Raw genomic sequence first — 13,091 nt, 5'->3', positions numbered from 1 at the left:
CAGATTAAAATTCTGAAACCTCCCATTTTTTGTTCTAAAAGAAAATTCAATTCAAAAACAGGGTCGCGTTGCCTTAAAAATTTTTAGTGTTCTAATTTTATATCCGCCGATACCACGCTATTTTGGTACGGAAAATGAGATTCGGAGTATTCAAAAGGGGTACCATCGATTAAATAGTTAACTTGGCTAATTACTAAGATAGGATCCCCCTTCTTTTCGCCGAGAAACCGGGCGTCTTCATCCGAGACTTTGCGCGCCATAATTTGGCGATGGGATCCCGCGAATTCAAGATGGTGCTCCTTTTGTAAATATTCATAAATCGATTTTTGCAAAATTTCTTCCGTGATGGTCGCAATTTTAGTTGGCATAATCGTTTGTTCGTAGCTGAACGGTTTGCCATCAATTAATCGGGTTCGCTTAATTACGTAGACGGTCTCCCCGTCTTCCAACAATAAATGTTCCTGTTCATCCTTAGTGGCAATCCGGGCAGTTAAATGAATATGCTTGCTAGTGACCTTTTTATTAGGGTGGGTCATGGTCGTCCCCAGCGGTTTGTCAACGTCCGTATTAAAGTCGTTATTAAATTGAACATCTTTACGGACAAACGTGCCCGCGCCCCGTTTGCTATAAACCAACCCTTCGATAATCAAGATTTGGATCGCTTTACTAATGGTGATGCGGGTGGTGTTAAATTCCTTTGCCAACTGGTTTTGGTCCGGCAACATGACTCCCGGCTGTAATTCGTGGTTCATAATTTTCTTACGTAAAGTTTGCGAAATCTTCTCGTATTTATACATTTATCTGACACCATCCTTAATCATCGTTAATTTTAGCCCATCTTATTAGTATTCACAAATTTAAAAAAGTATATACTTTTTAAATAAAAGAGTTTACTTTTATAAAAGTGGTGATTATAATGAAACCGGATACAAACGAAAGGTGGTCATAATTGTGGAAGCAAAATTACCGGATAATTTTTTGTGGGGAAATTCAACATCCAGTATGCAGACGGAAGGAGGTGCACACGAGGGCGGTAAAGGGCCGTCCGTTTACGACACGTATAAAGCAACCGCGGAGACTTCGGATTGGGACGTGGCAATTGATAATTATCACCATTATAAAGAAGACTTGGATTTAATGGCTCAGCAGGGGATGAACTGCTATCGTTTTCAGATTTCTTGGAGCCGGGTCAATCCGCGAGGCGACGGAGAATTTAATGAAGAGGGAATCCGTTACTACGATAACTTGATCAATGCATTACTGAAGCGGGGCATCCAGCCGATGATTTGCTTGTATCATTTTGACATGCCACTGCATTTGGCAAAACAATATAACGGCTTTTTGAGTCGCCACGTGGTGGATGCTTTCGTCCGTTTTGGCAAGGAGATGATTGATCGATTCAGTGACCGGGTCAAATTATGGATTACGTTTAACGAACAAAACCTATATTCACAATCTGAGGCCTTTCGGATTGCTGGTTATTTGAACGGAGACCGCACCGATGAGGAATTGCAAAGGATTGCTCATCACGTAATGGCGGCTCACGCCCAGGTTGCTAATTATTTACACGCTCATAGCAATGCTAAAATTGGCGGAATGTTAGCGTTTGTGGAAACCTACCCACATAGCAGTTTGCCAGAGGACGCTTTTGCTGCGCGACGGATTGACGAGTACTTGAATCGTAATTTATTAGATGTTTGGGTTAACGGCCACTATTCAACAGAAGTATCCACCTACATTGAACGGCACCACTTTGATATTGACTTTACGGATCAGGACCGCCAAGAATTTGCCAAATTAAAGAGTGATTTTATTGCCTTTAGTTATTACGCAAGCAACGTGGTTGATGCAACTAAAATTCCAGCAGGAACGATGCCAAATCGTTATTTGGACTATGGTACGGTGGACAATCCACACTTAACAGCAACGGAATGGGGTTGGAACATTGACCCACTAGGTTTTCGTGATGTCTTAACGAAGACTTACAACGCCTATGGGGTGCCGATGTTTCCGATTGAAAATGGAATTGGACATCGGGAAGAATTTCATGGACAAACTATTCAAGATGACTACCGAATTGCTTATCACCGGGACCATTTGCGAGCATTAATGGCGGCAGTGAATGAAGACGGGGTTGCTGTATTAGGGTATTTAGGCTGGGGATTGATCGATATCCCCAGTTCGGCAGGCAATATGGAAAAACGTTACGGAATGGTCTACGTTAACCGGGGCAATCACGAATTACGCGATCTTAAACGTGTTCCTAAAAAGAGTTACTACTGGTTTGCAAAAGTCATTAAATCTAACGGTACTGATTTAGCTTAAAAATTTTTAACGGGAGGGATTTTTATGGGCGATTCGAAAAGCGGATCAATTAATGATCGAATGCAGAACTCGAAGTTCATTGCCAAATTTACGGAAATTTCGGTAAAGGTCGGTAACTGGGTTTACTTACGGTCCTTGCGGGATGCTTTCGCGGTTATTCTGCCAATGTTTATCGTGGCCGGCATTGGAGTTTTGCTAAATAACGTAGTGTTTACTTGGTTTTTGAAGGGAGACCTACTAGCGAAGTTCCAAGTTGTTGGTAATGCAATTGTCAACGGGACTTTAAATGTAGCCGGGATTTTAGTTGCCCCAATGATTGGCTATATGTTGGCTAAGAATAAGGGCTTCAATAACCCGATTGCAGCGGCAGCCATGTCGTTAGCGAGCATATTTATTTTGATGCCTAACAGCATTCAACTGGGGACGGTAGCATCGGGAGGTGCAAAGATGGCAACCGTTACTGGCGGGTTGAGCTACTTAAATACCGGAACCCAGGGAATGTTTGGGGGAATCTTTGTTGGACTAATCGCCACGGGTATTTTCATTAAATTAGCGTCGGTTAAACGATTGCAAATTCATTTAGGGGAAAACGTTCCACCAGCAGTAGCAGCGTCTTTTAGTGTTTTACTTCCAGCTATTCTATTAATGTCATTTTTTGCAATTATCGCTGCCTTACTGGCTGGATTTTTCAACGCGGACCTCATTAATCTGATTAAAACTTGGATTCAAGAACCATTGCGGGGCTTTAACACCAGCATTGTTGGGTACTGTGTAATTTACACCCTGGCTAACTTCCTGTTTGGTTTAGGGATTCATCAAACCGTCCTTTCAGGAACCTTGCTAGATCCCCTTGTATTGGTCAATATGAATGAAAATATGACGGCTTACGCGCATCATCAAGAAATTCCCAACATTATCACGACTTCCTTTGTTAGCAACTACACCTTAGTTGGTGGCTCGGGAAGTACCATCGCGTTAATTATTGCAATTTTGATTTTTAGTAAAGTAAAATCATCACGGCAAATTGCCGGATTGTCGTTGGCTCCCGGGATTTTTAACATCAACGAACCGATGATCTTTGGTTTTCCTATCGTCTTCAACCTTCCAATGATCGTTCCATTCGTATTGTTCCCCACCATCGGTAGCTTAATTGGTTACTTTGCAACTTTATGGGGTTGGGTAAGTCGGACGGTCGTGCTAGTTCCTTGGACTACCCCACCGTTAATTGGGCCATATTTATCCACCGCTGGAGATTGGCGTTCGGTTATCCTGCAATTAATTGTGATTATTATTGGCGTTTTCTTATACTTACCATTCTTGAAAATCAGTGAACAAGTGGCACGAATTCAAGCAGAGGAAAACCGTGAATAAAACCTTCGACCTAGGATTAAGTTAGTGAATCCTAGGTCTTTTTTATCGCGATAGTGTATATACCAATTTATATTTGTACCCCTTAAAAAGTCGATTTCGCGGAACAAACCTTGTTATTTAAACATTTTAATTCGGAAAAATCATCCACAAAATGGTGAATGTGTGTTATTATGGGGTTGTAACAGAAACCGCTTACAAAGCCGATACGAGGGGGTTTACATTGTGCGTTATGTCACATATTTGGGGACAGATGCTTACACGAATATCGCAACTGATACATGGATCTTGAACAACCTTCATGCAGATGAACCAATATTCGCGCTTTGGCAAAATAATAATGCTGTCATTGTAGGAAAAAACCAAAATACATTTGGCGAAGTTAACCAAGAATTTATCGATCAACATCAAATTGAAGTTGTTCGGCGAGTTACTGGAGGTGGGGCAGTTTATCACGATTTAGGGAATTTAAACTTTACGTTATTTGTACCACTGGATTCATCAGCTAACACGGATTTTAAGCAATTTTCTGAGCCAGTTTTGAAGGCGTTACATAACTTAGGAATTCCAGCAGAAGCTACGGGACGCAACGACTTGGTTGTTAACGGCAAAAAGATTTCAGGGGTGGCCCAACGTTACGCAAAGGGTTACTTGATGCACCACGGAACGTTACTATTTGATAGCAACGTTGATACAATGGTGCGGGCTTTGAACGTGGCGGACGAAAAGTTCATTTCAAAAGCTGCTAAGTCAGTACGCAGCCGTGTTGGGATGATCAAGGAAGCCGCGCCAGAAGGGCTAACATTGCAGGACTTCTGGGAAGCCGTACAATACGAGTTAACTGACCACGGACGTGATTCCGAGATTCTGTTGACTCCTGAGCAAAAACAAGAAATTATTCGGTTGACTGCAGATCAATTCTCAACTTGGGACTGGAACTATGGTCAATCGCCGAACTTTAATTTTAAGAATCACGCGAAGTACGATGGCGGGATCATTGAAGTCCAGGTTCAAGTTGAGGGTGGTGTCATTCAAGATATTAACTTTACCGGAGATTTCTTGATGCTGCGTGACTGGCGGGACATCAAAGATCAGTTCATTGGTTTACCGTTTGAAGCGGACCAAATCAGACCAGTCTTTGAGAAAAACCAGGATCAGCAGTACTTTGGTACCATCAGCGTCGATGAATTAACACAATTATTTGAAGCCTAGGAGGGGTAGTTATGGCTATAAAAGATGACAATAAAAAGATTTTAGATTTCGACCTTCAAATGGAAGATCAAGACCAAAGCTTTCCAATGCTCCAAGTCTTGAATAACGATGGCGAAATCGTAGATGAGGACGCCCTTAAAAGAGCGGGGTTAAGTGATGATCAAATGGTTGAAATCATGAAGGAAATGGTATTCAGCCGGATCTTGCACGAACGTTCATCAAAATTATCTAAACAAGGACGGTTAGGTTTCTATGCACCAACCATTGGTGAAGAAGCTTCCCAAATTGCTTCAAACTATGCCTTTGAAAAGGGTGACTGGTTATTCCCTGGTTACCGTGATATTCCACAATTGATCATGAAGGGATGGCCAATTTACAAAGCATTCTTATGGTCACGTGGACACTACGAAGGTAACGAATTCGAAGACGTTAACGGATGGTTCCCACAAATCATTATTGGTGCCCAATATGTTGAAGCAGCTGGTGCAGCTTTAGGTTTGAAGAAACGGAATAAACCAAACGTTGCTTACGCATATACTGGTGATGGTGGTACTTCGCAAGGTGACTTCTATGAAGGAATGAACTTTGCCGGTGCTTACCATGCTCCAGCAGTCTTCTTCGCACAAAACAACGGCTACGCAATTTCCACCCCTCGGAGCGTACAAACGAAAGCTCCACACCTTGCAGCTAAAGGTTGGGCAGCTGGTTTACCAAGCTTCGTAGTTGATGGGATGGACCCAATTGCAATGTATCTCGCAGCTAAGGAAGCTCGTAAGTGGGCCGTAGATGGCAATGGACCGGTCTTCATTGAAACCATCACTAACCGTTTAGGACCGCACTCAATGTCAGGTGATGATCCACTTCGTTACCGGACACAAGAAGACATTGATAACTGGGCTAAACGTGAACCATTGATTCGGTTCCGTAAGTACCTTACTGATCGTGATTTATGGTCAGAAGACATCGAAAACGATTGGTCAGATATTGTTAACTCACAAATTGATGATGCTGTAAAACAAGCTGATAGCATTGCTAAACAAAAGATCTCAGACTTTATTGAACAAACCCTAGAAGTTCCGGGACAGGCAGCGCAAGATCAGATCAACAAATTTAGAGGGGAGGGCAAGTAATCATGGCTAAAAAAACATATATCCAAGCGATTACAGAAGCTCAAGACTTGGCGCTTGCTAATGACGAAAACGTTATAATTTTTGGTGAAGATGTTGGTAAAAATGGTGGTGTATTTAGAGCTACCGATGGTCTTCAAGAAAAATATGGTGAAGATCGGGTGTTCAACACTCCATTAGCAGAAAGTGGAATTGGTGGTTTGGCAATTGGTTTAACCACCCAGGATTACCGTCCAATTATGGAAATCCAATTCTTTGGATTCGTTTACGAAGTAATGGATTCCATCGCTGGACAAATGGCCCGGGGACGTTTCCGTTTCCACGGCACTCGTAAATTCCCAATCGTAGTTCGTTCACCTTATGGTGGGGGAACTAAGACCCCTGAAATGCATGCGGATTCTCTAGAAGGATTGGTAGCACAAACCCCTGGTTTACGGGTAGTTATGCCAGCAACCCCAGCAGATGCAAAAGGTTTGTTGCTTTCTTCAATTGAAAGCGACGACCCGGTAATCTTCCTCGAAAACTTGCGTTTGTATCGTTCAATTCGTGGCGAAGTTCCAGAAGGCTACTACACCACCCCTCTCGACAAAGCAAACGTAATACGTGAAGGTAAAGACGTTACCGTTGTTACCTACGGCGGCATGGTACACACCAGTCTAGCGGCTGCAGAAGACCTTGCTAAAGAAGGCATTGACGTTGAAGTGATCGACCTACGGACCGTAAGCCCACTCGATCTTGACACCATTGGCAAGAGTATCGAAAAGACCGGCCGGGTGGTAGTTGCTCAAGAAGCACAACGTCAAGCTGGTATTGGAGCAATGGTAATGAGTGAAATTAGTGAACGTTTCATTATGAGTTTAGATGCTCCAATTGGTCGGGTAGCCGCTCCGGATTCAGTTTACCCATTTGCGTTAGCTGAAAACGAATGGTTACCAAAAGAAGACGATGTAATTGATAAGATCAAGGAGGTCGTAAACTTTGACTGAAATATTTAAAATGCCAGACATCGGCGAAGGTATGGCAGAAGGCGAAATTGCCAACTGGTTGGTAAAAGTAGGCGATGATGTCAAAGCCGACGACGCGGTGGCTGAAGTTCAAAATGATAAATTATTGCAAGAAATCCTTTCACCATATTCCGGAAAGGTTACTAAACTATTTGTAGATGCGGGAACCGTAGTTAAGGTTGGCGAACCGCTCATCGAATTTGATGGCGACGGAACTGGCGGCGGTGATGACAGCAAGGATGATGCTGCCGCTGCACCAGCAGCTGACAAGGGCAGTGATAACGCCCCTAGCGGTGATGCAGAAATCTTCAATATGCCTGACATTGGTGAAGGTATGGCAGAAGGTGAAATTGCGAACTGGTTAGTTAAGGTTGGCGATGAAGTTAAGGAAGACGATCCCGTTGCCGAAGTACAAAACGACAAGTTAATGCAAGAAATCCTTTCACCATATTCTGGAAAGGTTACTAAGTTATTCGTTGACGCGGGAACCGTGGTTAAGGTTGGTGAACCACTCATCGAATTTAACGGTGACGGTAGCGGTGCTGGTAGTGGAAATGCTGCTCCAGCAGCAAGTGCCGCTCCTGCTAAGGAAAATGCCGCACCAGCTAATAATGATGAACCTACTAAAGTTGGAACGGCAGTGGCTTCTAACGGCCAAGTTTTGGCAATGCCATCGGTTCGTGAATACGCACGGAAACACGACATTGACTTAATGCAAGTTCCTGCAACGGGTCGTCACGGTCACATTACCATGGCAGACGTGAAGAACTTTAACGGTGGCGCTGCTCCAGCTGCTCCAAAGGCTGCTGAAAAAGCCGCACCAGCTCCTAGCGCTGCTCCAGCTGCAGAAGCTCCAAAACCAGCTCCTGCAAAACCAGCCCCAGTTAAGGCTGGTCGGGTACCACTTTCACCAATCCGTAAGGCAATTTCACGGAACCTAACCCAACGCGTCCAAACTGTTCCACATGTAACGATTATGGACGAAGTGGAAGTATCCAAGTTAATGGAACTCCGTGATCAATTTAAGGAACAAACTAAGGCAAAGGGCTACAAGTTGACTTACATGCCATTTGTTGCCAAAGCATTGGCAGCGGCAGCACGTAAGTACCCAGAATTGAGCGCAACAATTGATGACGAAACCCAAGAAATCGTCTACTATGAAGAAACTAACGTTGGCTTCGCGGTAGATACTGATCAAGGACTTTTCGTACCAAACGTTAAGAACACCGCTTCGAAGTCAATTATGCAAGTTGCTCAAGAAATTGATGACTTGGCAATCCGCGGCCGGGATGGCAAATTGAAACCTGCTGAATTACAAGGCGGAACCGTTACAATTTCTAACATTGGTTCTGAAAGTGGCAGTGGCTTCTTCACCCCAATCACTAACCCAGGTGAAAGCTCAATTCTTGGAATTGGCCGCATTCGCAAGACTCCAATTGTTAACGAAGATGGTGAGTTAGCAGTTGGAAATACTCTTAAACTATCACTTAGCTTCGACCACCGTTTGATTGACGGTGCCCTAGCACAAAAAATTATGAACGAGCTGAAGGCACTCTTAGGTAACCCTGCCTACATGCTTATGGAGGTGTAGTCATGGTTGTTGGCACACAAGCAATCGATGTTGATACGTTAATTATTGGTTCAGGCCCAGGTGGCTACGTTGCCGCAATTCGGGCAGCTGAATTGGGCCAAAAAGTAGTCATTGTAGAACGTGACTTTATTGGTGGAATTTGCTTAAACGTGGGCTGTATCCCATCGAAAGCTTTGATTCAAGCAGGACATTTATACGCGACCTTACAACACGGCAATCCATTTGGGGTTACCGTGGGTGAATCCAAGCTTGATTTTGCAAAAACCCAAGACTGGAAACAACACCAAGTAGTTGAAAAATTAACTGGTGGAGTTGAAATGCTGTTAAAGAAGCACAAGGTTGAAATTGTGCGTGGGGAAGCGTACTTCAACGATAACGAAACGGTTAACGTAATTAGCGGGGATGATTCCCACATTTATCGCTTCAAGAAGGCTTTAATTGCGACTGGATCTCGTCCGGTAGAAATCCCACACTTTAAATTTAGTGGTCGAGTTATTGACTCGACAGGTGCCTTGAACTTGAAGAGCGTTCCTGAACATCTCATCATTATTGGTGGTGGGGTAATCGGTGCAGAATTAGCTGGCGCCTACATGAACCTCGGTTCTAAGATCACCATTATTGAAGGCCTTGACCACATTTTGAATGGCTTTGATGGCGAATTGATTCAACCAGTTTTGAACAACTTCAAGAAGAACGGCGTGGATATTATCACGGAAGCAACTGCAGTGGAAGCTAACCAAACTGATAAAGACGTTACCGTTACTTATGAAGTTGACGGAACCACTAAGAAAGTTACCGGAGATTACTGCCTGGTATCAGTTGGACGCCGGCCAAACACCGACCAAATCGGCTTGAATAATACGGACGTTAAACTGGACAAACGGGGATTAATTGAAGTTAGCGACTCTATGCAAACTTCAGTAAAACACATTTACGCAATTGGAGACGTAGTTGCGGGACCTGCGTTGGCTCATAAAGCTAGCTATGAAGCAAAAGTTGCTGCAGCAGCAATGAGCGGTGAAGACGCACACGACAAGCATTACGTAATTCCTGCGGTTGCGTACACTAATATCGAAGTAGCGACGGTTGGGGAAACCCCACAAACGGTTGCGGAAAAGAAACTGGATGCTAAATCCAGCAAGTTCCCATTTGCCGCAAGTGGTCGGGCGATGACGATGGACCAGACGGAAGGTTTCATTCGTTTAGTTACTGACAACCCTACTGGTGCGATTATTGGTGCCCAAATTGTAGGTCCAGAAGCATCAGACTTGATTTCAGAATTAACCTTAGCGATTGAAAATGGAATCACCATTCGGGATATCGAATTGACGATCCATCCACATCCAACCCTTGGTGAAGAAATCATGGATGCTGCTGAAGTGGCTGCTGGTTTGCCAATCCACATTTAGTTAAGCTAAAAACAACAAATACCAATCTGAATAAACCGTTTCTCAGAGCCTAGAGCAGGGCGAAGGGGAGCGGTTTTTTGTGGTGGTAATCTAAAGAGAACAATTAGTTTACTTTCCAACTAAATAAGCATATATTCTACTTAAAAAGAGGAGGCTGAGCTTTATGAATGAGAAAATGTGGGCAATTGGTTTTAAAGAATCGTTACCAATTGAAGCCGCGGATAGTTTGGTGGAGTTTACTACTAACCGCCCTGAACCAAGCGGACACGATTTGTTAGTTAAGGTGAGTGCTGTTTCGGTAAACCCGATCGATATAGCAGTACGAAAGGGGCAATCCGAACCGTTGCAAGAACCGCAAGTGTTGGGCTTTGATGCAGTTGGAACGGTGGTGTCTAAAGGTAAAGAAGTTACTTTGTTTGAAAATGGCGATCGCGTTTTTTATGCTGGTTCGTTTAAACGAGCAGGTAGCGATAGCGAATATCAATTGGTCGACGAGCGAATTGTCGGGCACGCTCCGCAACAATTAGATGATGTTCATGCAGCAGCCATGCCACTTACGTCCCTAACGGCGTGGGAAGCGTTGTTTGAACAACTTCAGATTAATCCAGAAGACCCAAAGAAAAATGCGGGAAAAACCCTCTTGATCATTAATGGTGCGGGCGGTGTAGGCTCCGTGGCAACCCAACTTGCACATTTGGCAGGTTTACGCGTGATTGCTTCCGCATCGCGTCCAGAGACAGTTCAGTGGTGTTTAGACCACGGTGCAGATCAAACGGTTAATCATCGTAAGGATTTGGTTACGGAAGTGCGCAATTTAGGAGTCCAACATGTGGACTATATTCTGGAATTGCATAACATTGACGCTCAGTGGGAAGCGATGGTGGAATTAATTAAGCCAGGTGGCCGGATTACTTCAATCACTTCCACGCAAAAACCGGTAAATCTAACTGATTTAAAGAGAAAGAGCGTTACCTTTGCTTGGGAATGGATGTTTGCGAAATCTTATTATGGAACGGAAGATCTTGTATCCCAACACGAAAATCTAGAAAAGATTGCTAAGTTATTGGATGAAGGAAAATTGAAGTCCACGATGACAAAGGAACTCCACCCAATTAACGTAGAAAACATAAAAAAGGCCCATCAATTGGTAGAAAGCCAAAAAATGATGGGTAAGGTGGTAATTAAGTAGCGCGTTTTGCCCCCGAGCAGTTCCTGAGGACTAATGGAATAAGGCATTAATCGCGGTTAGGGCGATTGAGGTCCAAATTTGGTTAATCGGAGAAGATGGCGATGGAAACTCGTTTTGTCCATGCGGCAGCGAACTGTAAGAATGGGTTTTAGTGACATAAAAAAATAAAAGACAACAAAAAACGAAGGGCCTTGAAAAAGTCCTTCGTTTTTTATTCTACATATTTTAGTTATCTACGTTTATCAAGTGAAAGATCCACGCTTTGTCCAAGCGCGTACATCACAAAAGCTCCAATGAACATTACGCCGAATTCGCCTAGGCTAACCGTTCCCCAAGTGTAGAAGAAGGGAACTTTTAAAATATAGGTAAGTTCCAAGGCTACTAAAAAGCCCATTAGAATGGTTGTAATAATCACGGCGAGGGCTAATTTAACCCGGTTGTCAGTTAATTTTTGGATGGCAATGATGACCACGCTCAAAGTAATTAGGGTGGTTAAAGTCCCCCAAGTGATGTCAATGATTCCTAAAGAAGATTGTAAATTAGCAATTAAAACCCCCAAAGAGACACCCCAAATATAACGACGGTCATAAACTACCAGGCAATTCAAAATTTCAGCGACCCGAAATTGTAGGGGACCGAAACTAACTGCTGAAAAAACAAAGGTAATAGCAACGTATAAAGCAGCGACAATTGCCGAAATGACAATCTCGCGGACATTCATCTTAGTTGACATAAGTATTCTCCTTTATAACTTAATTAGTTACTAAATGACGATGACCAAAGGAACCCAAAAACTTGGGGAAGTGCCATCGGTGGAAAAAATTTCCAACGTTTCTATCATACCAGTTCCCCCGTCTTTTCTAAAGACTAGGCTTAACAAAACCTCGCGAAAAATAGTTGTTTTAATAACAAAGAAAGCCTTTACATTTCGCTGGAAATGAATCATGCTAATAGTAGAGGAACTCAAAAGAAAGGGTGTAAATTAGATGATTAAGTTAAAGAATCAGCACTTGACGGTTGAAATCGACAATATGGGTGCCCAGTTGACGCACGTAATTGACCAGCAAAGTGGGTACGACTATATTTGGAATGGTCAAGCTTGGCAACGGCACGCACCGATCCTGTTCCCAGCAATTGGTAAATCTAATCAAGACAGTTATTTATTAGAAGGCCAAACTTACCCCATGCCTCAACACGGTTTTGCGCGTGACTTTGATTGGCAAAAGGTTGCCCAAAGCGAAACAGCGGTAAAACTAGAATTGAAGGCTAACGAACAAACAAAACGCATGTTTCCATTTGATTTTACGCTTCAGGTTGAGTATCAGTTGAAAAATGATCAGTTAATTACCACTTATTACGTTATTAACCAGGACAAACGGCGAATGCCGTACGCGTTAGGCTCACATCCGGCATTTAACGTGCCAATTGATGATGATGGTGTTTTTGAAAATTATCGGTTAACGTTTAGTCCGCATCAAAAACAAGTTCAACGTTTAGGTGTCCGGCCAGTGCCGTTCCGCGATGGTAAAAAAGCTCCGTGGGACGCTATCAAAGACAGCCAATTGGCGTTAAACCATGAAATGTTTAATGACGGTTTGATTATCTTAGATGCAAAAAAGGTGGACAGTGTGTCCCTAACTTCTCCAGAGACTGCTCATGAAGTTAAATTGAACTTCAAGGACTTTCCATACCTCACCTTATGGACGATGGAAAATCGCACGGAGCCGTTCTTATGTATAGAACCATTTGCTGGTTTACCTGATGAAGCTGCAGAAACGCCTACCGACTGGAAGAATAAAAAGGGCAATAATCTGTTGGAACCCCAGGAAACCCAAACGTTTACGTATACGATCGAATTTAAATAAC

The 13,091-nt window shown here is 43.3% G+C and carries 11 protein-coding genes; 9 read left to right on the top strand and 2 right to left on the bottom strand.

Going from position 1 to position 13,091, the window contains the following annotated elements:
- Window positions 1–83 precede the first annotated feature (83 nt).
- The gene (locus NYR25_09255; protein UWF33753.1) at window positions 84–797 is read right to left on the bottom strand and encodes a GntR family transcriptional regulator; all 714 of its coding nucleotides are present in this window, start codon (window positions 795–797) and stop codon (window positions 84–86) included.
- Window positions 798–951: 154 nt separating this feature from the next.
- Between NYR25_09255 and NYR25_09250 the strand changes: the two genes are divergently transcribed.
- From NYR25_09250 to NYR25_09215, 8 genes are all read left to right on the top strand, one after another.
- Window positions 952–2,325 carry a glycoside hydrolase family 1 protein gene (locus NYR25_09250; GenBank protein ID UWF33752.1) on the top strand — a complete coding sequence of 458 codons (1,374 nt, stop codon included), beginning with the start codon at window positions 952–954 and terminating at the stop codon, window positions 2,323–2,325.
- A gap of 24 nt (window positions 2,326–2,349) precedes the next feature.
- Window positions 2,350–3,696: a PTS transporter subunit EIIC gene (locus tag NYR25_09245; GenBank protein UWF33751.1), complete on the top strand. Its 1,347-nt coding sequence runs from the start codon at window positions 2,350–2,352 to the stop codon at window positions 3,694–3,696.
- Window positions 3,697–3,918: 222 nt separating this feature from the next.
- Window positions 3,919–4,905 (top strand): lipoate--protein ligase, encoded by a 987-nt coding sequence (locus NYR25_09240; protein UWF33750.1) that lies wholly within the window; start codon window positions 3,919–3,921, stop codon window positions 4,903–4,905.
- Window positions 4,906–4,916: 11 nt separating this feature from the next.
- Window positions 4,917–6,035, top strand: a complete 1,119-nt coding sequence (locus NYR25_09235) for a thiamine pyrophosphate-dependent dehydrogenase E1 component subunit alpha (GenBank protein ID UWF33749.1) — start codon at window positions 4,917–4,919, stop codon at window positions 6,033–6,035.
- Between the two features lie 2 nt (window positions 6,036–6,037).
- Window positions 6,038–7,018 carry an alpha-ketoacid dehydrogenase subunit beta gene (locus tag NYR25_09230; protein ID UWF33748.1) on the top strand — a complete coding sequence of 327 codons (981 nt, stop codon included), beginning with the start codon at window positions 6,038–6,040 and terminating at the stop codon, window positions 7,016–7,018.
- Window positions 7,011–8,627, top strand: a complete 1,617-nt coding sequence (locus tag NYR25_09225) for a 2-oxo acid dehydrogenase subunit E2 (GenBank protein ID UWF33747.1) — start codon at window positions 7,011–7,013, stop codon at window positions 8,625–8,627. The genes NYR25_09230 and NYR25_09225 overlap by 8 nt, the downstream gene beginning before the upstream one ends.
- A 2-nt stretch (window positions 8,628–8,629) precedes the next feature.
- Window positions 8,630–10,036: a dihydrolipoyl dehydrogenase gene (gene lpdA, locus NYR25_09220; GenBank protein UWF33746.1), complete on the top strand. Its 1,407-nt coding sequence runs from the start codon at window positions 8,630–8,632 to the stop codon at window positions 10,034–10,036.
- A gap of 163 nt (window positions 10,037–10,199) precedes the next feature.
- Entirely contained in the window at window positions 10,200–11,225 is a 1,026-nt protein-coding gene (locus tag NYR25_09215; GenBank protein ID UWF33745.1) for a zinc-binding alcohol dehydrogenase family protein, read from the top strand.
- A 229-nt stretch (window positions 11,226–11,454) separates the two neighbouring features.
- Here NYR25_09215 and NYR25_09210 read toward each other — a convergent pair whose 3' ends face one another.
- Complete coding sequence (locus tag NYR25_09210) at window positions 11,455–11,958, bottom strand: QueT transporter family protein (GenBank protein ID UWF33744.1); 504 nt, start codon at window positions 11,956–11,958, stop codon at window positions 11,455–11,457.
- Window positions 11,959–12,211: 253 nt separating this feature from the next.
- Here NYR25_09210 and NYR25_09205 point away from each other — a divergent pair, with 253 nt between their 5' ends.
- Window positions 12,212–13,090, top strand: coding sequence for an aldose 1-epimerase family protein (locus tag NYR25_09205; protein UWF33743.1), 879 nt, complete (start codon window positions 12,212–12,214; stop codon window positions 13,088–13,090).
- The last annotated feature ends 1 nt before the right edge of the window (window position 13,091 follow it).

Origin of the sequence: Pediococcus acidilactici, from assembly GCA_024970065.1 — a bacterium.
In the GTDB taxonomy this organism is placed as follows: Bacteria; Bacillota; Bacilli; order Lactobacillales; family Lactobacillaceae; genus Pediococcus; species Pediococcus acidilactici_A.
The sequence above is the reverse complement of the archived record's forward strand: the minus strand, read 5'-3'. Positions and strand labels throughout refer to the sequence as shown.

Excerpts from the sequence above, each read along its gene's own strand:
- NYR25_09255 (UWF33753.1), bottom strand. The coding sequence starts at position 797 with ATGTATAAATACGAGAAGATTTCGCAAACTTTACGTAAGAAAATTATG.
- NYR25_09245 (UWF33751.1), top strand. The coding sequence starts at position 2,350 with ATGGGCGATTCGAAAAGCGGATCAATTAATGATCGAATGCAGAACTCG.
- NYR25_09235 (UWF33749.1), top strand. The coding sequence starts at position 4,917 with ATGGCTATAAAAGATGACAATAAAAAGATTTTAGATTTCGACCTTCAA.
- NYR25_09230 (UWF33748.1), top strand. The coding sequence starts at position 6,038 with ATGGCTAAAAAAACATATATCCAAGCGATTACAGAAGCTCAAGACTTG.
- lpdA (UWF33746.1), top strand. The coding sequence starts at position 8,630 with ATGGTTGTTGGCACACAAGCAATCGATGTTGATACGTTAATTATTGGT.
- NYR25_09215 (UWF33745.1), top strand. The coding sequence starts at position 10,200 with ATGAATGAGAAAATGTGGGCAATTGGTTTTAAAGAATCGTTACCAATT.
- NYR25_09210 (UWF33744.1), bottom strand. The coding sequence starts at position 11,958 with ATGTCAACTAAGATGAATGTCCGCGAGATTGTCATTTCGGCAATTGTC.
- NYR25_09205 (UWF33743.1), top strand. The coding sequence starts at position 12,212 with ATGATTAAGTTAAAGAATCAGCACTTGACGGTTGAAATCGACAATATG.